This window comes from Vibrio sp. 10N.247.311.12 (assembly GCF_041467515.1).
GTDB classification, from domain to species: Bacteria; Pseudomonadota; Gammaproteobacteria; order Enterobacterales; family Vibrionaceae; genus Vibrio; species Vibrio crassostreae_C.
In genome coordinates this window covers 1-23,637 of the sequence record NZ_JBFSUV010000001.1, presented here as the reverse complement: position 1 = coordinate 23,637, position 23,637 = coordinate 1, and the positions used below count along the sequence as shown (strand labels likewise).

The 23,637-nt window shown below is 43.9% G+C and carries 15 protein-coding genes and 1 riboswitch; of the genes, 6 read left to right on the top strand and 9 right to left on the bottom strand.

Annotated features, from left to right (window positions below; all coding sequences use genetic code 11):
- From AB6E30_RS00075 to AB6E30_RS00045, 7 genes are all read right to left on the bottom strand, one after another.
- A complete protein-coding gene (locus AB6E30_RS00075) occupies positions 1-840 on the bottom strand; it encodes an ExeA family protein (RefSeq protein WP_017061348.1) in 840 nt (279 codons plus the stop codon).
- Positions 841-893: 53 nt separating this feature from the next.
- Entirely contained in the window at positions 894-2,531 is a 1,638-nt protein-coding gene (gene mshL, locus AB6E30_RS00070; protein WP_017068726.1) for a pilus (MSHA type) biogenesis protein MshL, read from the bottom strand.
- 15 nt (positions 2,532-2,546) lie between these two features.
- Positions 2,547-2,879, bottom strand: coding sequence for a hypothetical protein (locus AB6E30_RS00065; RefSeq protein ID WP_017061346.1), 333 nt, complete (start codon positions 2,877-2,879; stop codon positions 2,547-2,549).
- Entirely contained in the window at positions 2,872-3,519 is a 648-nt protein-coding gene (pilO, locus tag AB6E30_RS00060) for a type 4a pilus biogenesis protein PilO (RefSeq protein ID WP_017061345.1), read from the bottom strand. The genes AB6E30_RS00065 and pilO overlap by 8 nt, the downstream gene beginning before the upstream one ends.
- Entirely contained in the window at positions 3,519-4,961 is a 1,443-nt protein-coding gene (locus AB6E30_RS00055; protein ID WP_372102332.1) for an MSHA biogenesis protein MshI, read from the bottom strand. Before AB6E30_RS00055 ends, pilO begins: the two co-directional genes overlap by 1 nt.
- A 2-nt stretch (positions 4,962-4,963) precedes the next feature.
- On the bottom strand, positions 4,964-6,979 hold the full coding sequence (csrD, locus tag AB6E30_RS00050) for an RNase E specificity factor CsrD (RefSeq protein WP_017062969.1): 2,016 nt from the start codon (positions 6,977-6,979) through the stop codon (positions 4,964-4,966).
- Between the two features lie 161 nt (positions 6,980-7,140).
- Positions 7,141-7,698 (bottom strand): single-stranded DNA-binding protein, encoded by a 558-nt coding sequence (locus AB6E30_RS00045; protein ID WP_017061342.1) that lies wholly within the window; start codon positions 7,696-7,698, stop codon positions 7,141-7,143.
- Between the two features lie 278 nt (positions 7,699-7,976).
- Here AB6E30_RS00045 and AB6E30_RS00040 point away from each other — a divergent pair, with 278 nt between their 5' ends.
- From AB6E30_RS00040 to AB6E30_RS00025, 4 genes are all read left to right on the top strand, one after another.
- The gene (locus AB6E30_RS00040) at positions 7,977-8,624 is read left to right on the top strand and encodes a LuxR C-terminal-related transcriptional regulator (RefSeq protein ID WP_029235092.1); all 648 of its coding nucleotides are present in this window, start codon (positions 7,977-7,979) and stop codon (positions 8,622-8,624) included.
- Between the two features lie 157 nt (positions 8,625-8,781).
- Positions 8,782-9,654 carry a UTP--glucose-1-phosphate uridylyltransferase GalU gene (gene galU / locus AB6E30_RS00035; RefSeq protein WP_017061340.1) on the top strand — a complete coding sequence of 291 codons (873 nt, stop codon included), beginning with the start codon at positions 8,782-8,784 and terminating at the stop codon, positions 9,652-9,654.
- Positions 9,655-9,803: 149 nt separating this feature from the next.
- Positions 9,804-12,635, top strand: a complete 2,832-nt coding sequence (uvrA, locus tag AB6E30_RS00030) for an excinuclease ABC subunit UvrA (RefSeq protein ID WP_017061339.1) — start codon at positions 9,804-9,806, stop codon at positions 12,633-12,635.
- 96 nt (positions 12,636-12,731) lie between these two features.
- Complete coding sequence (locus AB6E30_RS00025) at positions 12,732-14,495, top strand: PglL family O-oligosaccharyltransferase (protein WP_372102330.1); 1,764 nt, start codon at positions 12,732-12,734, stop codon at positions 14,493-14,495.
- A 98-nt stretch (positions 14,496-14,593) separates the two neighbouring features.
- Here the strand turns inward: AB6E30_RS00025 and AB6E30_RS00020 are convergent, their stop codons facing one another.
- On the bottom strand, positions 14,594-15,733 hold the full coding sequence (locus tag AB6E30_RS00020; protein ID WP_372051209.1) for an alanine--glyoxylate aminotransferase family protein: 1,140 nt from the start codon (positions 15,731-15,733) through the stop codon (positions 14,594-14,596).
- 176 nt (positions 15,734-15,909) lie between these two features.
- Positions 15,910-16,087, top strand: a riboswitch (Lysine riboswitch).
- Between the two features lie 108 nt (positions 16,088-16,195).
- On the opposite strand from AB6E30_RS00020, the gene lysC reads away from it, so the two are divergent.
- Positions 16,196-17,563 (top strand): lysine-sensitive aspartokinase 3, encoded by a 1,368-nt coding sequence (gene lysC, locus AB6E30_RS00015; protein ID WP_136973962.1) that lies wholly within the window; start codon positions 16,196-16,198, stop codon positions 17,561-17,563.
- Between the two features lie 114 nt (positions 17,564-17,677).
- Here lysC and metH read toward each other — a convergent pair whose 3' ends face one another.
- Positions 17,678-21,355 carry a methionine synthase gene (gene metH / locus AB6E30_RS00010; protein WP_017068719.1) on the bottom strand — a complete coding sequence of 1,226 codons (3,678 nt, stop codon included), beginning with the start codon at positions 21,353-21,355 and terminating at the stop codon, positions 17,678-17,680.
- 169 nt (positions 21,356-21,524) lie between these two features.
- Here metH and AB6E30_RS00005 point away from each other — a divergent pair, with 169 nt between their 5' ends.
- Entirely contained in the window at positions 21,525-22,805 is a 1,281-nt protein-coding gene (locus tag AB6E30_RS00005; protein ID WP_017061334.1) for a sodium:proton antiporter, read from the top strand.
- The last annotated feature ends 832 nt before the right edge of the window (positions 22,806-23,637 follow it).

The following is a 23,637-nucleotide window of genomic DNA, read 5'->3' as shown; positions in this document are numbered from 1 at the left end:
TTAATTCCAACCCCACAGTATTGGCGTTTTAAATTTAGGCTTACACACATCGTACGTTTCATGCATAGCTGAAAAAAGATGTTGGTTGTCGATACTTTTCTTATCTTCACTGAACGAAAGCAATAGAGCCTTATGGCAAAGTTGGTTTATCAATCTAGGGATACCTAACGACGAACGACAGATCGCCTTTTTTTGATTCAAGCTGAATAACTCAGGGCTACCACCAGATTTAGCGATTCGATTATCAATATAAGCCACCGTTTCATCGAGATTCAGCGGTCTCAGTGTCGAACTAAATGTGATTCTTTGGCGAAACTGCCTTAGGTGATAAGCCTCTAATCGAGCATCCAATTCTGGCTGACCTAATAAGACAATCTGCAGCAGTTTTTTATCTTCCGTTTCAAGGTTACCAAACAACCTTAATGTTTCGAGCGCTTCATCCGATAGAGCCTGAGCTTCATCAAGAATAGCCACCACTCTTAAACCAGAATTGTGCAATTCAATGAGCTTATGCTGAATGTTATCAACCAAGGTTGCTTCATTATCGACAGCTAAACCAAGCTCTGTTGCAACCGCCTGGCGCAAGTCTGCCCCTGATAACACAGGGTTTGGTAAGTAGATCAGAGCTGTACAGTCATGTAGGTGATTGACCAACATCCGGCAAACCATGGTTTTTCCAGTGCCTACCTCTCCGGTCACCTTAATCACGCCCTCACCCATTTCCAACGCCGAGATTACCGTCTGAATCGCTTCGAAATGAGGCGCTAAGCCATAGAAGAAATCGGTATTCGGCGTTAAGGTAAATGGCAGTTGTTCAAAACCAAAGTGAGCTTGATACATACGACGACCTAGCTTAGTGAGACACTGCCACTCTATATTGAGAAAGTAAGCAATTACTCTTCATCAGGGAACCACTGCTGAAGAAGATCACGTGAACGCTCCAACTCATTTTGCCAAGTATTCACACCCACGATCGTTGGCTTAAGCAAGATCACGAGCTCAGTTTTTTGCGTTAACTGATTGGTGTTGCGGAACAAATGACCAAGTGCTGGGATATCACCAAGGAATGGGACTTTAGAGGTTACGTCACTGGTGTTGGATTTCATTAACCCACCGATCACCACAACATCGCCATCTCGAGCTCGAATCACTGAGTCAGATTCACGAATAGAGCTTTTCGCCAAAGGAAGTTGCACCAAGCCCGTTGTTGAACCTAGGTTGAGCTCTTTTACTTCTTCCTCTACTTCAATAACGGCTGGGTGAACATGTAAGAACACGCTACCTTTGTCATCTATCTGAGGGGTCACGTCTAAAGAAATACCAGAGAAGAACGGAGTTAGTTCAACCTCAGGCGCCACATTCGCGTTGTCACCACTGCCTACCGCGCTAGATAAATCCGTCACGTAGTATTCGTCAGTACCCACTTTGATAACCGCTTTCTGGTTGTTTGCAGCTGTGACTCGTGGGCTTGATAGAACGTTCAGGTCACCTTGAGTATCCATAAAGCTCAATACCGCTTCAAAACTGCCATCTGAGATCGTTACGTTGGTTTGCCCGCCTAACAAAGAGCTGATCGCATCTAATGGAGGCAAAGTTCCACCAGGTCGATCAATTACCACACCGCCGCTGCCAATCGACTTAGATAAATTAGACCAGCTAATACCTTGTTGGTAACCATCACTCAAGGTTACTTCCATGATTTTGGCTTCTAGGATAACTTGACGCTGCAGGCGTTTTTGAGAAATACCTAAGAACTCTCGAACCTCACGAATTTCGTCAGGGTAAGCACGCACTGTAATCACACTCGCTTGCGGGGTCACGACAACGCTTTGCCCATCGCCCGAGCCAATTAAGTGAGCAACCGCCGCTTCAAGCTGTGGCCAAAAATCACTTTCAGAGGTCGTTTCAATCTCTGTACCACCATTCGATGTCGAGTTTGATGAATTAGAAGAGTTAGATGAATTTGACGAGTTTGAGTTCGAGTTTGAAGAGCTCGATGAATTCGAATCTGAGTTAGAGATCGTGCCGGTGGTGATCGTCGTTAGTGAGCGACCAGAACGCTTAACTTGTAAGTAATCGACAGGGATCGTTACGGTGCGAAGACCGGCAGGATAAACTTGAATCACTTTGCCACGCTTTTCAATATCGTAGCCATACATATCTTGAGCAACAGCCAGTACCTCATCTAACGTCACGTCCGTTAGATTAAGCGTAAGGTTTCCAGACACACTTGGGTGAATAGCCGCACTATATTCCGTACCTTTCACTAAGCTGGCAAAAAAAGTTCTCGCTTCAACGCCTTTTGCCTGAATACGAAAACGCTTAACCGTTTCCATCCCCGGAGACATCGAGTCAGAATTAAGCTGAGGCATAAGGTCATCTTGAACCGACGAAGGCAGCTCATGAAGCGCTCTGCTATTGGCTTCATTAATTGATTCGTTTAAAGACTCTTTAATCTCAACAGGATCTCTATGCCCCATCGAACAGCCGACTAAAGATGACACTAGGATTGCTACTACAAGTTTACGCATGTCTTCACTCTAACCTTAATTATTCTTAACATCTAAAGAGAACATCTCTAATTTCCACTGCTTAGAGCTTCTCTGCAGAGTGACGTATTCTGGATCTATGTTCTTAACTCGGTACCCTCTGATCGTTTCCCCTTGTCCGAGAATCTGACCATTCATAATCGCATAGCAAGGCGTATCTCCCTTACACACGATGCTTTCTAAAGAAGGCAAGCGATAACGAGTTGGTGCTTTCTTAGCAGGCGCCGTTTTCTGTTGAGGTGAAAGCCAGCCTAATGGCGCCGTGGGATCTTGCTCAGCCCACACAAAAGAGCTACTAAATAGCAAGGACAACAAAAGAGTTCTAACCACCGATAAACTCCTGTCTAGTACCTAATGTGTAAACCTCGAACACCAGTCGAGCTTTAGGATATTCTTCTACTGAGTATTCAAATGTGCGCCAGTAGTAACTCACAGGTAGAGACTCAAGTGCTTGAAGGTAAGCTGAGATATCAAAGTAACTGCCGGTTAGCTCCATTCTTACAGGGTGAAGAAAGTAGCCTGAATATTCGCTGGTCTCTTTATTGTTCGAAATCGCTTCTGGTTTTAATGACTCTAGCGATTCAAGCTTTAGTCCATTACCGGCGTTAAGAACGCTCTCCAGTAACTGCGACATTTGAGAAGGTGTGATTAATCCATCAACAATCTGAGAAAGCTGAAGAGAGAGATCTTGGCTCTCCACCAGCAGCTTTTTGTACTCTCGATTAATTTCTTTGTCTGGGTCTTTGTTTAACTGAGCTTGCAGAACAAGTAACTCACCTTGCTGCCTTTGATTCGATTGAGTCAGGCTGCTCGCCTTGGCATTTTTAGCTTGTAGATCGAGATACGCAGGCTCAACCAATAAGGTGAACAACAACATCGATAGGCCAACAAAACCACACACAAAAAGTAGCCATTTTTCTCTTTGACTTAATGCAAGAAACTTATCGCTCAGCTGGTTCCACTGCTGCATTATTTACTCTCCCGACGAGTACTTAGCTCAAACGTCACCACGTCCTGATCATTACGGCCAATTTTTAGTTTTTCAAAAGTGCGTCCGACTAAATTAAGCTCACTTTTAAACTGACCAATCCAGTTCGGAACGACATTTGCGTTACGAGCCAAGCCACTAAGATCTAAAGTATCGTGGGTCATGTAGATGTGCGAAAGAGAAATGTCATTTCGGCCTAATTTAGCTAAGGAATTCATGACGCCAGAATACCCGACTTGTTGGGATTCGTCGTATTGTCCAACAGCCTTCAAAGCCTCTTTTTTAGCCTCAGTCTCACGTTTGAGACGCGCAACCGCCGCGACTTTCTCTGGAGACGGTTTATGCTGAGTTAACTTACTATTCAATTGGTTAACTTGCTTGTTAAGTTGATTCGAGTCTTGTTGCAGGGCTGTTAGCTCTTTATCTAGATTAGAAACTTGATACTGCATTGCGAAGTAACCACCAAGCATCAAAACACAAACTACTCCCCAGCTCGCAACAACATTGGTCAGCGTAAAATATTCTTTTTTAGGCTTAAGGTGTTCAGGGTAAAGATTGACCTTAAACGTCTCTTTTTCAGCTGCAAGTTTAAGCAACAAACTCTCTGAATTATCACGCTCACCTTCAACCAACAGTGAAACTGTCGAGCTCAATGTACTGTTTAAGGCACTTTGTAACTCTGCTTCATCTTCTTCGTCACAACAGATTTTAAGCTGGTGAAGCTGGGTGCCTTTAATTTGAGAAGAAAGGTAATCAATCGAGCGTTGAAGCTCTAAAGCGAGGCCATCTAACTGCAGAGCACTTGACGCAACACCCGTTAAAGGTGGCACAACACTGCGGATGGTTCTTTGAAAACAAACGGTATTTTCGACAAACGCACCCAATTTAAAGTGTGAATTGACGCTACGTTGTAAAAGAATGAAATTAGACAGTTCGCCTGCACTGTAACCCCAGATTTCATCTTCAGGAGCAACACCTATTAATTCAACCTGAGCCGAATTAGTGATATTCAAAAGCTTGTCCAACAGCTTTTTAGGCAGGACATATACTTGCAGCTTGTTCGACGTTGGTAACGCGACCGCACTCGCAGTAATTTCCGTGACTCTTTCTGAAACAAGATCTTTGAGTAAAAAAGGCAGTGCTACCGACCATTCACTCTCTGGAATGTCCGGTTTATCAATTTGGTAGGTTTGGTAGTAGTTAGCACAGACAATCAGTTGGACGCTATTACTGGTAAACGCCTCACTGCTAAGCGATTTTTTTAGCGCACTCTCCCAGTCCCCATTAACCACGGGAATGCTGGCTACTTGAGGATCTTGTTCTGTCGATGAAATATAAATGACGTCATTGCCCAGCAAGACAACTTGCGAGCTACCTTTATTATTCGTTGGCTTTATTTTGTCTAAAATCGCTTTAAAATTCATTCTTAACTACTACTCTTACGCCATCGATTTCTTCGTCCAACTTTGACAACAGATTCCGCTTTCGCGGCTTTTTCTGCTTGATTAGGCAAAGGGATAATTTGTTGTTCTTCGTCGAAATATCTCCCTTGATAGCCGTTAATGCCTAACTCTATCAAGGTATTCTTTTCTTGTTTTGTCTCGACTCCAACGGCAATAACTTGAGTTGGAGAATCACCACACGCCCCAATTAAGCTTCGAACAAACAGTTGGTTCTCATGCCTTTGGTCGATTTTCTTTATTAGGCTTCGATGAAGCTTAATATAATTAACCTTCAAATCCTTTATATAGTGAGTGCTAACAATGGTTCGCCCAGCTTGGCCAACCACAACTTTACACCCTAAACCTCGCAACATCTTTGCCACCGGTCTCATATAATCAAGATGAGCAATCAAGTGCCCTTCTGGAAACTCAAACGCAAGCTGAGAGCGGTGTTGAGCAGAGAGCTGTAACAACTCACTCCTAAACCACTTAAAGTGCTGTTTATTAGCAAACGGGGTAACATTCAGATTCACTGAATAGTTGATAGGTTGAGTTGATTCTTTCAACGATTTCAACACAACCTTTAGAACCGATTGGTCCATTTGAGCTTGATAACCCACTTGCTCTACCGCAGGCATAAATCGAGACGATTTCAATAAACCTTTGTCAGGATCCTGAATTCTAGTAAATATTTCTCTATGCAATTCATTAACTTGACCAGATTCCGGCATAAGATAACACCGCTGAGCAAAGATTACTAAATTTTCAGGAAGCAGCGCTTTATCAAGTAATGTTCTCCAACGAACACTGCCTCTATCAAGCTCATTCTTATTCTCTTTCGGGTAACGGCTCCAGTTATTAATACGCTCTAACTGAGCACTCTTTAGTGCCGTTTCCGTTTCATCCATGATCTGGCTATGACGCTCACCTTCGGTATACATGGTCACACCAATATGACACCAGTTATCCGACTCTAAAGGCTCTGGCGGAGTTAGCTTATCTAACTGCCTTAAACACTGAGCAGCCAAGGTCGCAATATCTTTTGCGCCCTGATGAGGGATAAATACAGCAAAGTCCGCTTCGTAATAGCGAGAAAAAATGACATCGGGATAGCGTTGAACGATATTCGACAGTACTTCACCGACTTCAATAATAAAGCCGTCTGTGGTTTGCTTATCGTTAGCATCACTAACTTGCTCCCATTCGTCGATACGTATCAGTAACACACCGCCTCGAGCACCACTTTCATGCAGTGCCGATTCCAGCTTATTATCGAATAAAACTCGGTTTGCCGTTCCCGTGAGTTTATCTAGGAAAGTATGGGTACGAATAAAGGTATCAAAGCGACTTCGTTCTTGACGAGCATCTTGTAGCTCTTCAATCAATACATCTAAGGCTTCGCTTGCGGTATAAGGCCACTCTCGCTCATCTCCCTTTGCATGAGCTTCAACCTGACCGGCCAAGATCATTCTTCCTCGCTCTTCCAAGATTTCAGAACCCATGAGTTGTTCTTTCAACCAACGAACACCGCGAGCAAGACAGAACAGAACCAATGCGACAGCCAAAGTAATTGACCACATCGCTTCCATTGAGTAGTTGTAGCCAATATAAGGAGGAAGTGCTTTAAATTCGATTCGGTAGCCTTCATTCCGCTCTAAAATGAAGCTTTTCTCATAAAGACGATTGGGATCAATTTGTGGGGAGGTATCTTTGAAACGATAAACGATGCCGGTCTTGTTCGAGAGTTTCATCTCAACAATATTGCTCGCCTGCAACATCTTAGGCATCCAACGCTGCATTGAATACGCGGCATCAGGGTCTTCCATCTCTTTATCTACAACGTCGACAATGCCAACCAAATAATGGTCTAAATATTCCTGTCCAATGCGCTTAAAGGAAAGTGTGCCACCAATAAAAAGAATGAACATCGCGCTGATCACTATCACGGTGACAAATGCGACCAATCGAGTGCTCAATTTTAGTGTCGGGGTATATCTCATGAATAACGAAATCCTTTTCAACTCACATTATACCGTATTGCTACTTATACTATAAATTGACGTTGTAAATAAAGCGTTAAGAATTGTAGGTAACAAAAAGCCGCGATGAACGCGGCTTTTTCCAATTTAATACTGTCTTTATAATATATTAAAAACAGGATCTAAAATGGGATGTCATCATCAAAATCCATTGGCGGCTCATTATATTGAGGTTGAGCCTGCTGAGGAGCTTGTTGAGGTGCTTTTGGCTGCTGTTGAGCGGGAGCACTGTATTGTTGTTGCTGTTGTTGTGGCTGCTGTGGCTGACCCCAACCACCTTGCTGTTGGTTGTTACCCATGCCACCTTGAGCAGGAGCACCACCTTGAGCACGGCCGCCAAGCATTTGCATTACACCATTGAAGCCTTGAACAACCACTTCAGTTGTGTAGCGATCTTGACCGCTTTGATCTTGCCATTTACGTGTTTGAAGTTGACCTTCAATGTAAACTTGAGAACCTTTACGTAGGTACTCACCAGCAACTTCCGCAAGCTTGCCAAACAGAGCAACACGGTGCCATTCTGTTTTTTCACGCTGCTCGCCAGTTGCTTTATCACGCCATGACTCTGACGTTGCAATGGTAATGTTCGCTACTGCGCCGCCATTTGGCATGTAACGAATTTCAGGGTCATTACCTAGGTTACCCACTAATATAACTTTGTTAACTCCACGGCTAGCCATGATTTGCTCCGTCTAAATTCATAGTCTCAGAAAATTTTAGCGCACAAGAATAGCATGCTTTTCTGCAGTGATAAATCGCATTCCTATTCTCTCCTCACTACAAAGAATAAAAACGTAACAAATCATGATATTCAGAGCGATGTTGCTTTTTTCTCCACTTACAAACCACTCATTTACTTTGATAATTGATATTCAACGCAAGTCACTATCAAGGCGCTAGAGAAGCTAAAGCCTGCATGACAACGTGGAATCTAATCCCACTCAAACAGGACGTTTCAATGAGAAAATCAAGATACGCTCGCACTTTACACTTTCTGTGCATCGACCCAAACGATACCTATCTACATGTAAAAGAGATAGAAAAGCATTTATCTATTGTTCTCTACAAAATGACACCCGACGAATTAATGCTAGTTGATAGAAAGCGGAGTAACCGGATCTTGCTCGTCGATTACAGAGAGGTACCACAACTACTGATTATTTGTCCTAACCTGACTGTTATGTGGAAAAATCACGAAATCATTTTATTCAATGTCCCCCAGCAACTTCCAACCTCAGAGCTTCTTACCTATGGGGTACTAAAAGGACTCTTTTACAACACTGAACAAAAGGACAAGATTGCTCGTGGTCTTCAAGAAGTCATTGATGGCGATAACTGGCTGCCAAGGAAGGTAACCAATCAACTGTTGTTTTATTATCGCAATATGGTCAATACCAACACCACACCAACCAATGTTGATTTAACCATTCGTGAGATCCAGGTGATTCGCTGTCTTCAATCCGGGTCTTCAAACACACAAATCGCCGATGACTTGTTTATTAGTGAGTTCACGGTTAAATCTCACCTCTATCAAATATTCCGTAAGCTTGCGGTAAAAAATAGAGTTCAAGCGATAGCATGGGCAAACCAGAACCTGCTTGCATAATCGACCCACCTCTTAGTCTGACGATAATTTTGAGGGAAGCTCTAGTAAACCATGGCTATTGTTGCTGAATTTTCGACATAACTTATGCTAGAGTTGCCCTCAGAAATATCAACCACTCAGGTTGAATCAATAATTATTATAGATAAAGGGTCTTATCATGATCAAAAAGTGCCTTTTCCCGGCAGCTGGCTACGGTACACGTTTTTTACCTGCAACCAAGTCAATGCCTAAAGAAATGATGCCTGTAGTAAACAAACCTCTGATTGAATACGGTGTAGAGGAAGCTATCGAAGCTGGTATGGATGGAATGTGCATCGTTACTGGACGTGGTAAGCACTCGATCATGGATCACTTTGATAAAAACTACGAGCTTGAACACCAGATTAGCGGTACCAATAAAGAAGATCTATTGGTTAATATCCGTGAAACGATTGAAGCAGCAAACTTCACCTACATTCGTCAACGTGAGATGAAAGGCCTTGGCCACGCTATCTTGACGGGTCGCGAACTTGTAGGTGATGAACCATTCGCCGTTGTACTTGCCGATGACCTTTGTGTGAACGAGCAACAAGGCGTGCTAGCTCAGATGGTTGCGCTATACAAACAGTTCCGCTGTTCTATTGTTGCTGTACAAGAAGTTCCAGAAGAAGAGACTCACAAGTACGGTGTTATCTCTGGCGAAATGATCAAAGATGACCTTTTCCGAGTTGATGACATGGTAGAGAAGCCAGAGCAAGGTACAGCACCAAGCAACCTAGCGATCATTGGTCGTTATATTCTGACTCCAGATATCTTTGAATTAATCGAGCAGACAGAACCAGGTAAAGGCGGCGAAATCCAGATCACTGATGCATTGCTAAAACAGGCAAAAGCAGGCTGTGTATTGGCTTACAAATTTAAAGGCCAACGTTTTGACTGTGGTAGTGTTGAAGGCTATATCGAAGCAACAAACTACTGCTTCGAAAACCTATACAAGAAAGACCAGCAGCAAATCGAGCTAGGTAAACACTCGACCAAGAAAGAAGCATAACGACTGGTTAATCACTAACGTTACTGATTTTAGAAAGGGCGACTCTTTGAGTCGCCCTTTTTGTTTACTGTTTTTTTATCCAGTAAAACTTTGCACAAATCTCACTCTATGTAATACTTTAGCCACTTAAAATTACATGGTCTATTGAGATGGATAAAATAGAAATTAGAGGCGCTCGTACGCATAACCTCAAAGACGTCAACCTAACCATTCCACGTGACAAACTGACTGTCATCACCGGATTATCGGGTTCAGGAAAGTCGTCACTTGCGTTTGACACACTCTACGCAGAAGGTCAGCGTCGTTATGTTGAATCTCTGTCTGCTTACGCTCGTCAATTTCTATCTCTTATGGAAAAGCCTGATGTCGACCATATTGAAGGTCTGTCTCCAGCTATCTCAATAGAACAAAAATCGACTTCACATAACCCTCGCTCAACCGTCGGTACCATTACCGAAGTCTATGATTACCTCAGATTATTGTATGCGCGAGTAGGCGAACCTCGCTGTCCAGACCACAACATCCCTCTAGCAGCACAAACCATCAGTCAAATGGTCGATAAGGTCTTAGAACTGCCTGAAGGCTCAAAGATGATGTTGATGGCACCGATTGTCAAAGAGCGCAAAGGTGAGCATGTTAAAACACTGGAAAACTTAGCTGCGCAAGGCTTTATCCGAGCCCGAATTGATGGTGAAACCTGTGATCTATCCGATCCACCAGCACTTGAACTTCATAAGAAGCACACCATTGAAGTTGTGGTAGACAGATTCAAGGTTCGTCCTGATCTTCAACAGCGTTTAGCCGAGTCATTCGAGACCACATTAGAGCTCTCTGGCGGTATCGCTGTCGTCGGCTGGATGGACGAAACGGATCAAGAAGAGATCGTATTCTCTGCTAACTTCGCTTGTCCTAAATGTGGTTACAGCATGCAAGAGCTTGAGCCTCGCCTGTTCTCATTTAATAACCCGGCAGGAGCATGTGGTACGTGTGATGGTCTTGGTGTTCAACAGTATTTTGATCCAAGCCGAGTGATTTTAGATGAGAACCTAAGCATTGCTGAAGGTGCGATAAAAGGTTGGGATCAAAAGAACTACTACTATTTCCAGATGCTAACGTCGCTTTCAGAACATTATGGTTTTGATCTGTATGCGCCATTTAATTCTCTACCGAAAAAGACTCAAGAGATCATTCTAAAAGGATCAGGTCGAACTGAAGTGGAATTCAAGTACATCAATGACCGAGGTGATATTCGAGTTAAGCGTCATCCATTTGAGGGCATTTTAAATACCTTAGAGCGCCGTTACCGTGATACTGAATCTAGCGCGGTGCGTGAAGACCTTGCCAAATACATCTCAACCAAGTCGTGTTCTAGCTGTGATGGCACTCGCCTGAGACTAGAAGCTCGCAATGTTTTCATTGGTGATACAACACTTCCGGAAATCGTTGAACTTAGCATTGCTGACGCACTACAATTTTTCCAAGAATTGAAGCTAGACGGTCAACGTGGGCAGATCGCAGATAAAGTGATGAAAGAGATCAATGATCGTCTGCATTTCTTAGTCAACGTTGGTTTGAACTACCTTAACCTATCACGCAGTGCTGAAACGCTGTCTGGTGGTGAGGCGCAACGTATTCGTTTGGCGAGCCAAATCGGTGCCGGTTTAGTTGGCGTTATGTATGTACTTGATGAGCCATCAATTGGTCTCCACCAGCGCGATAATGAACGTCTATTGCAAACCTTAATTCACCTGAGAGACTTAGGTAATACGGTACTTGTTGTGGAACATGACGAAGATGCAATTCGTTGTGCTGACCATGTTATCGATATCGGTCCAGGAGCAGGGGTGCACGGTGGTCACGTGGTGGCAGAAGGTACCATGCAAGACATCATCGAAAACCCGAACTCTTTGACAGGCCAATACCTGAGCGGTGCTAAAGAAATTGCAGTGCCTGAAAAGAGAACGCCTATCGACAAGAAAAAGGTCGTCGAGATCGTTGGCGCAACGGGGAACAACCTAAAGAATGTGACCGCGACAATTCCTGTTGGCTTGTTCAGTTGTATTACGGGCGTATCAGGTTCGGGTAAATCAACGCTTATCAACGATACCTTCTTTAAAGTCGCCCACACTCAATTAAACGGTGCCACGACTGCAGTTCCAGCAAAGCACAAAAAGATTAAAGGGTTAGAACATTTTGATAAGGTAATCGACATAGATCAAAGCCCTATCGGTCGTACACCAAGATCAAACCCTGCGACCTACACAGGGATTTTCACCCCTATTCGTGAACTATTCGCGGGCACTCAGGAATCACGTTCTCGTGGTTACAAGCCAGGTCGATTCAGCTTTAACGTTCGTGGTGGTCGTTGTGAGGCTTGTCAGGGAGACGGCGTAATCAAGGTAGAGATGCACTTCTTACCCGATGTGTATGTGCCTTGTGATGTGTGTAAAGGTAAGCGCTATAACCGTGAGACTCTAGAGGTCCGCTACAAAGGTAAAACCATTGACGAAGTTCTAGAGATGACTGTGGAAGATGCTCGTGAATACTTCAACCCGGTACCTGTTATCGCTCGTAAACTGCAAACTTTAATGGACGTTGGCCTCTCTTACATTCGCTTAGGGCAAGCAGCTACAACCTTATCTGGTGGTGAAGCTCAGCGTGTTAAATTAGCGCGTGAACTGTCTAAACGAGACACGGGAAAAACCTTATACATTCTCGATGAGCCAACAACAGGCCTTCATTTCCACGATATCCAGCAGCTACTGACGGTATTACATAGACTGCGTGATCACGGTAATACAGTTGTCGTGATTGAGCACAACCTAGATGTCGTTAAAACAGCAGACTGGATCCTAGATCTTGGCCCAGAAGGTGGGCAAGGTGGTGGTGAGATTGTTGCAGAGGGTACACCTGAAGATGTGGCGTTAGTCGAAGGTTCACACACTGCTCGCTTCCTTAAGCCTATGTTAAATTTGAAGTAGGTGTAAAATAGCGCCCTGCGGGCAGACAGAAAAATGTTAAAGTAACAGAGCTTGTTTCAGAAGGAACAAGCTCTGTTTTTATAAGGTTAGGGATTTATGGCAACAATACACACTAGCGGTACTCAGCTAGAAAATCAGGTCACTCAGCTACCACTCAACAAAGCATTTCTGGCTTCTTTAGCTGTTGTATTCTTGTTAGCTATGCATTTTTTTATGCCGAATCCTGGTGGTTCGGGCCTTGTTCTATCCTTTAACCCTACCACTTGGCTAGCGCTAAGCTTCACGCTAGCGATTGGCTTTTACCAACTCGCGACCAATCGAGTACTCAAGTATTCCAAATTAACAATTGGCTTGTTGATTAGCTGCATCATACTCACGCTACCCATTTTATACAGCAATGCTGCACCTCAAGGAGCGTCAGGACGCTTGCTTGGATTGTGGGCGGGCTTTGCCTTATTTGTGGTGCTGCAGCAATTTAAGTTCAGCAATAAACACAAGCAACGTATGTTGTGGTTCATTGTACTTGCTGTTGTTATACAAGCACTATTTGGCTATGTGCAATATTTCTTATTAGAACCTGGCAACCTATTTGGCTACAACACTGCTGCAAACCGACCATATGGGATATTTCAACAACCGAATGTAATGGCAAGCTTTCTTGCTACTGGTTTTGTGCTGTCCGCTTACCTTTTAGCAAGGCAGCCTGCTAAATATAACCATAAGATCAGCGAATCATTCCTACTGTATTTAACTCCAACCTTAACCGTGCCCTTGCTGATCATCATTGCATCACGTACCGGATGGTTGGCCGCTGTCATTGGGTTTATCTGCATTCTGCCCTATCTATACAAGTTCTCGACCAAGAAACGCTTCTACGGATGGTGCGCATCAGTGCTCGTCGGTGTCGTCGTCGCTTTTTCGGTGATCAGCCTAAGTGCGACTGATAGCCTCGCTAGCAAGAAAGCGAACCTAGAAAGCCCGCGCGCTTATACGTTCCCGCAAGCTTTAGATATGATGATCGAAAAGCCATTTACAGGTTATGGTTACGGGAAATTTGAGTCTGAATACACGCTATATACAGCTCGCCAACATCAACTCAACTCGAACTATCATCCAGGTCTTCCTTCAATGGATCACCCGCACAATGAGTTCCTGTTTTGGGGAGTTGAAGGGGGGATTGTACCAATCATCGGAATCTTGATTGCTGCAATATTGGTGATGTCACGCATAACAAGTTCAGCAAAGGGAACACGTCTAGCCCTGCTCGCGTTATTTATCCCAATCCTTTTGCACTCTCAACTTGAGTATCCTTTTTACCACTCGGCGATTCACTGGATAACATTCATTATATTGATTTACTGGGTAGATCAGCGCTCTTCCCGACATTATCAACAGTCGTTCAGTATCATCAGCAAGACCCTATTTAGAGTGTTGAGCTTAGTGCTCCCTATTTTGGTCAGTTTTTATATGTTGAGCGCCCTGCACACCAACTATGTACTGACTAAGTTTGAACTGTCTAAGCCGAAAAATCCGGACATTCTTAAGCAGGTAACGAACCCAGTGGTGTGGAAAGATCGCTACGATTGGGATATATACAGCACTTACCTTAATATCGGCCTCTACAAAGCCGACCCGAGCCTTATACAGCCTTACATCGATTGGTCACTGGAGATCATTAAGAGCAAACCAAGACCGGCTTTCTACAGCAATCTGATTCTGGCGTATCAAGGCCTAGGAGAAGAAAGTAAAGCAGAGCAAATTCGTAGCGAAGCGAACTTTTTATTCCCTAACAGAGACTTTTCAAAGGTTCAGTATAAGAAAGTGTCACAAGCAGAAGATAACGTTTCGTCTGCAGAATAGCTGAGAGTTTACGAGATATTAACTCGTAGTATTACTTTTAGAGCAAACAAAAAAGCGCACGATCTCTCGTGCGCTTTCTTTTGAACTTTTTAGGCTAGTTACTTTAAGACATCTCTCAATGCTTTTAAGCACAGCGCGACATTCTCTTTACGAGCACCATAGCCCATTAGGCCGATACGCCATGCCTTACCAGCCAAAGAGCCAAGCCCAGCACCGATTTCAAGATTATATTCTTCTAAAAGCTGCGTTCTGATCTTAGCCTCATCAATTCCTTCTGGGAAATAAAGTGCATTAAGCTGCGGCAGGCGGCTCTCTTCATCAACCACAAACTTTAACCCTAGAGCTTCTACGCCTTCTTTAAGCTCTTGGTGCATCGCATGATGACGAGACCACGCATTATCTAAGCCTTCATTTTTCAACAAAACCAGCGACTCATGCAGAGCATAAAGGCTGTTCACGGGTGCGGTATGGTGGTAGCTGCGCTTACCTTCTCCACTCCAGTAACCTAATACTAAACTTTGATCCAAAAACCAGCTTTGCACTGGTGCTTTACGGGCTTTCATTTTATCAACCGCACGCTGAGAGAAAGTCACTGGAGATAGCCCTGGCACACAAGACAGACACTTTTGGCTGCCAGAATAAACCGCATCAAGCTGCCACTCATCAACCAGCAATGGCACACCACCTAATGATGTCACTGCATCAACAATCGTTAACGCATCAAACTGACGAGCGACAGCAGAGATAGCTTGAGCATCAGATAACGCTCCGGTTGATGTCTCTGCATGCACAAATGCAACAGCAACGGCATCGGGGTTTTCTGCCAATGCTTGTTCTACCTTTTCAACTGAAACGGGCTTGCCCCATTCGTCATCAACAAGGATGGCTTCGCCACCACAACGCACCACGTTTTCTCGCATACGCTCACCGAAGACACCGTTACGACAAACAATCACCTTTTCACCAGGCTCAATCAAGTTAACAAAACAGGTCTCCATACCCGCACTGCCCGGTGCAGAAACGGCAATCGTAAATTCGTTTTCAGTCTGAAAAGCGTATTTAAGAAGCTGTTTAAGCTCGTCCATCATCGCAATAAACAGCGGATCTAAGTGACCTATGGTTGGACGGCTCAAAGCCTGTAACACTTGAGGTGAGATATCTGAAGGACCAGGTCCCATTAACGTTCGGTGTGGTGGATAAAAGCTATCGATAGCAGTAGTGAGTGGTAAATTAGACATGTACATCCCTTACGTTAATGTTGTGAACAATCCACCCTAAAGCAAATTGATTACCTCAGCAATTAGCCATAAGTATTGAGGTCAAACCACTGTCACATAATTGTTAAAATTATTTTTCAATTATCTCAAGTTACGGATTGACATTGTTACCACAAAAACGTTCAATGAAACGGCTATCTAGCAGAAGAGGAGCACTGCCCAGGCAGATGTTTTGTGGAACCGCATTTCCAATACAAAACATTTATGGGGAGCAGTGCCGAGATAATAAAAGGATGCAGGACCTTTATTATCGGTTGAGCGGGCTGAATCCCGTCAACTGTCGCCATTTCTATATGGTGAAGAGCTTCTGAGGTTACTATTCTAATAATTCCTCTCTTTTTGCTCTAAAACTCTCTTCGAAAAACATCGGACGTTGGATTACCCAACCGTAATTTTATTTTAGGAAGTCGTGGGAGATATATCGTGAGTGCATCTAATGTAGCTGGTTCTTTTAATGTCGCTAAGTTTGGTGGAACAAGTGTTGCCAACTTTGAAGCAATGAGCCGTTGTGCTGCCATTATTGAAAACAACTCAAACACGAAACTGGTCGTGAGTAGTGCATGCTCTGGTGTCACTAACTTGCTGGTTGAACTAGCAAATGGTGTTCAAGACAAAGCTCGTCGTCAGGAACTAATGGCGCAATTAGCGGACATTCACAACGCAATTCTTGACCAACTCGCAGATCCAATCAGCATCGAAAAAGAAGTCCACAGCATTCTTGATGACATTGCGAGCGCTGCAGAGGCCGCATCATTCCAAACAAGTACTAAACTGACGGATCACCTTGTCGCATGTGGCGAGTTGATGTCGACACACATCTTGGCTCAGATCATCTCTGAACGAGGCACTCCTGCTGTTCGCTTTGATATCAGAGATGTGATGCGTACTAATGATGATTTTGGTAAAGCCGAACCTCAACTAGAAGATATTGCCGCTCTAGCGCAAGAGAAACTGATTCCACTTTGCCAACAACAAGTTGTCGTTACCCAAGGTTTTATCGGCGCTGATAGCGAAGGTAACACCACGACTTTAGGCCGCGGTGGCAGTGATTACTCAGCAGCACTGATTGCCGAATCTGTACAGGCGATTGGTCTAGAAATCTGGACGGATGTTCCGGGTATCTACACCACTGACCCTCGTATTGCACCTAAAGCTTCTCCTATCCCAGAGATCAGCTTTAGTGAAGCATCGGAAATGGCAAACTTTGGTGCGAAGATCTTGCACCCATCGACTCTAGTACCTGCACTACGCCACCAAATACCGGTATTTGTCGGCTCTTCTAAAGCGCCAGAGTTAGGTGGTACTTGGATTCGTCAAGAAGTTGAGAGCTCTCCTCTATTTAGAGCGCTTGCCCTACGCTGCAACCAAACCATGGTTACGCTACGTAGCGCTAATATGTTCCATGCCTATGGCTTTTTGGCAAAGGTATTCGAGATCCTTGCTAAACATAAGATCTCGGTCGATCTTATCACCACTTCAGAGATCAGTGTTTCACTAACACTCGATCAAACGGATACCTCTGGTGGTGCCCCTGAGTTACCTGAAGCCGCTCGCATTGAGCTTGAGGAGCTGTGTTCTGTAGATATTGAACACGACCTATGCCTTGTTGCTCTTATTGGTAACAACATGAGTGAAAGCAAAGGCTATGCGAAGCAGGTATTCGGCACTCTTGAAGATTTCAACCTACGCATGATTTGTTACGGAGCAAGCCCACACAACCTGTGTTTCCTGCTGAATGAGTCTGTTTCTAAATTAGCGATTCAGAAACTTCACCAAGAATTGTTTGAGTAAAAATGCGTTTATCACCAACAGATAAATAACTAAATCTCAGATACAAAAAGGGTTGCGATTAAGCAACCCTTTCTATTTTTTACTATACGAATCAAAGCTCGTCGTAGATTCAAACTAGTTAATGTTTGGACCTAACCACTTCTCGGCTTCTAACATGTCCCAACCTTTGCGGTCAGCATAGCTATCCACTTGATCCTGTTGAATCTGTGCAATAGCAAAGTATCTAGCATCAGGGTGTGAGAAATACATACCAGACACTGAGGCACCAGGCCACATCGCGTAGCTTGTCGTTAATGACATATCGATTGCCTTTTCAACGTCCATCAGCTCCCACAACGTACCTTTCTCTGTATGCTCTGGGCAAGCAGGGTAACCTGGAGCTGGACGAATACCTTGGTATTTCTCTCGAATCAAATCGTCGTTAGACAAATTCTCATCTGGCGAGTAACCCCAAATATCCTTTCTCACTTCTTTATGCAGATATTCCGCGAACGCCTCAGCCAATCGGTCAGCAACCGCCTGAATCATAATCGCGTTGTAGTCATCGCCTTTCGCTTTGTATTCATCAGCCAGCTCTCGCTCACCAATACCACCCGTAACCGCAAAGCCACCAATCCAATCCGCTTTACCGCTTTCTTTTGGCGCAATGTAATCAGACAAACAGTAGTTAAAGCCTTTTGGTTTCTCTGTTTGTTGACGAAGATTGTGTAGAACTTTTAGAACTTCGGTACGAGATTCATCGGTATACACCTCAATATCATCACCAACACTGTTCGCTGGGAACATGGCACACATACCACGCGCTTCAAGCAGCTTCTCTTTCTCTACGCGATCCAGTAAATCATTAGCATCTTTGAATAAACGTTTTGCCTCTTCACCCACTTCTTCATGATCAAGGATTGCAGGGTATTTACCAACCAATGACCATGTCATAAAGAATGGAGTCCAATCGATGTACTGACGCAAAGTTGCCACATCAAAATCATTGAAGATGTGAACTCCCGGCTTAGCGGGTGCCGGTGGCGTATACGCATCCCAATCGATAGCAACTTTATTGGCACGAGCTCTTTCAAGCGTGACAGGCTTGGTACGAGGCTTCTTACGATTGTGCTGATCTCGAACGCGATCGTAATCGATATCCAGCTTCTCAACGAAAGCGGGTTTCAATTCATCAGAAAGTAGTGAGGTACAAACACCCACTGCACGCGAGGCATTATTTACGTATACAACAGGTTCTGAATAATTCTGCTCAATCTTAACTGCTGTGTGAGCTTTAGATGTGGTTGCACCGCCAATCAGAAGAGGCAGCTTGAAACCCTGTCTCTCCATTTCTTTAGCAACATGTACCATTTCATCAAGAGACGGTGTAATCAGCCCAGACAGGCCAATAATGTCGACATTCTCTTCTTTCGCTACCTTGAGAATCTTCTCGCAAGAAACCATCACACCTAAGTCGATAATTTCGTAGTTATTACACTGTAAAACCACACCAACGATATTTTTACCGATATCGTGAACGTCACCTTTAACGGTCGCTAACAAAATCTTACCGTTAGTTGCGCCCACTTCTTTGGATGCATTAATGAATGGTTCTAAATGGGCAACCGCCTGTTTCATCACACGCGCAGACTTTACAACCTGTGGTAAGAACATCTTACCTTCACCAAACAGGTCACCAACAACGTTCATTCCGTCCATTAGAGGACCTTCAATCACTTCAATAGGACGAGAGGCATTAACACGAGCTTCTTCGGTATCTTCAACAATAAAGTCGGTGATACCTTTTACCAAAGAGTGCTCCAAACGCTTCTCTACAGGCCAAGTTCGCCACTCTAATGCAGATTTATCTTCAACCTTACCAACAGCACGCTCTAGGTATTCGGTCGCCATATCCAGCAATCTTTCAGTCGAATCATCACGACGGTTTAGTACCACATCTTCAACAGCATCACGCAGATCTTCTGGAACATTATCGTAAATTTCCAGCTGACCAGCGTTTACAATGCCCATATCCATACCGTTTTTAAAACAGTGATATAGGAATACCGCGTGAATAGCCTCACGGACGTAGTTATTACCACGGAATGAGAATGAAACATTCGACACACCGCCAGAGATCATCGCATGCGGGAGATCGCGTTTGATGTCTCCTACTGCTTCAATGAAATCAACCGCATAGTTATTATGCTCATCGATACCAGTAGCCACTGCGAAAATATTCGGGTCAAAAATAATATCTTCTGGTGGGAAACCGACTTCATCAACAAGAATGTTGTAGGCATTGGTGCAGATTTCGACTTTACGCTCTCGAGTATCAGCCTGCCCGACTTCATCAAACGCCATCACGATCACAGCAGCACCATAACGACGAACTAATTTGGCTTGCTCAACAAACTTCTCTTTGCCTTCTTTTAGAGAGATTGAGTTAACGATGCCTTTGCCTTGAATACACTTTAGGCCAGCTTCGATAACTTCCCACTTAGAAGAATCGACCATAACAGGTACTTTCGAGATTTCAGGTTCTGAAGCACATAGATTCAGGAATTTAACCATACACGCCTCGGCGTCTAGCATCCCTTCATCCATGTTGATATCGATAATCTGAGCGCCATTTTCGACTTGCTCGCGAGCAACACTCAAGGCTTCGTCGTAAAGCTCTTCTTTGATCAAACGCTTGAAACGCGCAGAACCAGTGACATTGGTCCGCTCACCTACATTCACGAACAAAGATTCTTTAGCTATCGTCAGTGGCTCTAGTCCCGAAAGACGACAAGAAACTGGTAAGTCTGGCAATTGACGCGGCGTTACACCTTCAACGGCCTCAGCCATTTGACGGATATGCTCTGGAGTAGTACCACAACACCCACCAATTAGGTTCAAGAAGCCACTTTCAGCCCACTCTTTAACATGTTCAGCCATATCCTCAGGAGAAAGGTCATACTCACCAAATGCATTAGGCAAACCCGCATTAGGGTGAGCAGAAACATTGCACTCTGAGATACGAGACATCTCACCGACATACTCACGCAGTTCATCAGGGCCCAATGCACAGTTCAATCCAAATGAGATTGGTTTTACATGACGAAGGGCGTTGTAGAATGCTTCTGTCGTCTGTCCTGAAAGGGTACGACCTGATGCGTCAGTGATGGTACCGGAAATCATCACTGGAAGAGCAATACCCACCTCTTCAAAAACAGATTCAACGGCAAAGGCACACGCTTTCGCGTTTAACGTATCAAAGATAGTTTCAATAAGAATTAAATCTGAACCGCCCTTAATGAGCGCGCGAGTCGATTCAGAATAGGCTTCAACCAGTTCGTCAAAGCTAACATTACGGTAACCTGGATCGTTTACATCAGGCGAGATAGAACAAGTTCGGTTGGTAGGGCCTAATACACCCGCGACGAAGCGAGGTTTATCTGGGGTCTTTGCAGTCCATTCATCAGCTGCTTCACGAGCAAGCTTGGCAGCAGCAAAGTTAATCTCTTCACTAAGGCTTTCCATATCATAGTCGGCCATAGCGATGGTTGTAGCGTTAAAGGTATTGGTTTCGAGGATGTCAGCCCCAGCTTCCAAATACTCCATATGGATATCTTTGATAAGCTTAGGCTGTGTAAGAACTAAAAGGTCATTGTTGCCCTTCAAGTCACTGTGCCAATCAGCAAAGCGTTCACCACGATAGTCTTGCTCTTCCAATTTATAATCCTGAATCATGGTGCCCATGCCACCATCAATCAGTAAAATTCGTTGCTTCAACAGAGCGTCAATCTTTTGCCTTACATTACTTCCCACGGTACAACCTCATTCCTTTAATTATCCCTCCATCCTATCACACATTAAAAAGGAGTCTAGACGTCTAAAAAAGGAAATTGATTACTGAGTCATGACAAAAAAATGTTTGCTATTTGAGCATGAGACAACGAAAATTCATATTCATACTTTGTTACATGTTGGAATCCCAATGTCGGTCTATTACACCTTATGCTTCTTGTCCGCTGCAGCCATGCTTATTGCTTTCGTGAATACAAAAATTGGTAAAATGCAGACAACCATCGCCATTACAGCTGGCTCAATGATGTTATCTCTATTAATTATCATTGCGGGACAAAACAATTGGTTCCAATTGGCTGACATCGCCTCAGAAACCGTTGCCAGTATCAATTTTGAAGATTTCCTTCTAAAAGGGATATTAGGATTCTTACTATTTGCAGGCGGTTTGGGAATCAAATTACCAAACCTAAAAGACCAGAAATGGGAAATAACAGTACTCGCGTTAGGTGCTACGCTGTTTTCAACATTCTTTATCGGTTTTGTGCTGTACGGGTTTTGCCAGTTCATCGGTATTCAATTTGATCTGATTTACTGCCTACTCTTTGGCTCGCTAATCTCTCCAACCGATCCCATCGCCGTGCTAGCAATAGTAAAGAAACTCGACGCTCCCAGAAGAATCTCTACTCAAATCGAGGGAGAATCTCTATTCAACGATGGTTTTGGCTTAGTTATCTTCGTAACCCTATTTACTATCGCATTCGGCACAGAAGCGCCAACCGTCGGTAGTGTGACCATGCTATTCGTTCAAGAGGCGATTGGCGGCATTGTCTATGGTTTTGTTTTAGGTCTTGTATTCCACTACCTAATCAGCAATACCGATGACCACTCGATGGAGTTGCTATTAACCATCGGCATCCCAACTGCTGGTTATGCGTTTGCTGAAGTTCTACATGTATCAGGCCCATTAGCGATGGTGGTCTCAGGTATCATGATTGGTAACTGGACTCGCTTTATCGGATTCTCAAAAGAGAGTGAAGATCACTTAGATCATTTCTGGGAATTGATAGATGAATTCTTAAACGGCGTATTATTCCTACTAATTGGTATGTCGATGCTGTTATTCAAATTCCACCAAGAAGATTGGATCTTAATGGCGTTCGCTGTACCTCTAGTGCTAAGTGCACGTTACTTGAGTGTTTTCTTGTCTTACATCGGATTTAAACGCTTTAGAACTTACAACCCGTGGTCGATTAAGATTCTAACTTGGGGTGGTTTACGCGGTGGCTTAGCACTAGCCATGGCACTTTCAATCCCTTCAGGTATCTGGGTAATTGAAGACAAAGCAATCGATGTTAAAGAGATAATCCTTGTCATGACATACGCCGTTGTTGTGTTCTCTATTCTAGTTCAAGGCTCAACAATCACTCCTATGATAGAGAAAGCAAAACAAGCAGAGAAAGAGCTAGATTAATATCTAAATAGATCAACCAAGGCCGCCTACTTTAGGTGGCCTTTTTATACCTAATGAAAGTCAAACTCGCCAATTCCCTCACTGAAGTTATCGTTGAAAGGTATGCGTGGAACATAGAGATTATATCGATATTTGATACCGCGAGTATTTGAGTAGTCGAAAGCCTTGTTGTGGGTATCCAGAACTCTTTAAGTAGGTTAAGTCATACAGAGAACTCGTTCTTGTGCGCACTCGCTAGTCTACCCAATAACCCACTCTCAAGTTATATAAGCTTCAATCGAAAGGCTTCACCTTTCACCTGGAAACAAAAATAACGGGACTCAACGTCTCGCTAGAATAGCGTTAGTTATTAACAGGACTACGGAGCTAGATGAGTGGTGAACAGAAAGCTTTAGCTTTGAACTAAGTCATTAAATACAGCAAGGCTGCACTAAATCAGTGTTCGATAGAGATAGCTAAAGGAACACATGGTACTTCAAGTGATACTTGTAAAAATGACAGGAATAAAAAGCGCTAGCATTTCTGCCGAGACGTGCAGACTAGAGTCTTAAATATGGCAAGGCTGGAATGAGTAGGCACTCCGGAGATTCGAGCACGCAGGTGAGCTAGGAGCGCCTAGTTATCCCAACATTACTTCGTAGAAGCAGCAGATACAAAAAAGCCCCAGTATTTCTGCTGAGGCTTAGTATATGGAAAGGTTGGAGGTTTAGACTCCCAACACGCGCTGTTTTGGTAAGTAGGAGAATCCGCGGCTTTGCTAATGGCGTATATTATACCAATCCGGAAAATTAACTGATCAGGTCAATCCAATCTCTTGTACACATTTTTGTGA

Coding starts and splice junctions, on each gene's coding strand:
- AB6E30_RS00045 (WP_017061342.1), bottom strand. CDS start 7,698: ATGGCTAGCCGTGGAGTTAACAAAGTTATATTAGTGGGTAACCTAGGT.
- galU (WP_017061340.1), top strand. CDS start 8,782: ATGATCAAAAAGTGCCTTTTCCCGGCAGCTGGCTACGGTACACGTTTT.
- AB6E30_RS00025 (WP_372102330.1), top strand. CDS start 12,732: ATGGCAACAATACACACTAGCGGTACTCAGCTAGAAAATCAGGTCACT.
- uvrA (WP_017061339.1), top strand. CDS start 9,804: ATGGATAAAATAGAAATTAGAGGCGCTCGTACGCATAACCTCAAAGAC.
- AB6E30_RS00005 (WP_017061334.1), top strand. CDS start 21,525: ATGTCGGTCTATTACACCTTATGCTTCTTGTCCGCTGCAGCCATGCTT.
- mshL (WP_017068726.1), bottom strand. CDS start 2,531: ATGCGTAAACTTGTAGTAGCAATCCTAGTGTCATCTTTAGTCGGCTGT.
- AB6E30_RS00040 (WP_029235092.1), top strand. CDS start 7,977: ATGAGAAAATCAAGATACGCTCGCACTTTACACTTTCTGTGCATCGAC.
- pilO (WP_017061345.1), bottom strand. CDS start 3,519: ATGCAGCAGTGGAACCAGCTGAGCGATAAGTTTCTTGCATTAAGTCAA.
- AB6E30_RS00020 (WP_372051209.1), bottom strand. CDS start 15,733: ATGTCTAATTTACCACTCACTACTGCTATCGATAGCTTTTATCCACCA.
- csrD (WP_017062969.1), bottom strand. CDS start 6,979: ATGAGATATACCCCGACACTAAAATTGAGCACTCGATTGGTCGCATTT.
- AB6E30_RS00075 (WP_017061348.1), bottom strand. CDS start 840: ATGTATCAAGCTCACTTTGGTTTTGAACAACTGCCATTTACCTTAACG.
- AB6E30_RS00055 (WP_372102332.1), bottom strand. CDS start 4,961: ATGAATTTTAAAGCGATTTTAGACAAAATAAAGCCAACGAATAATAAA.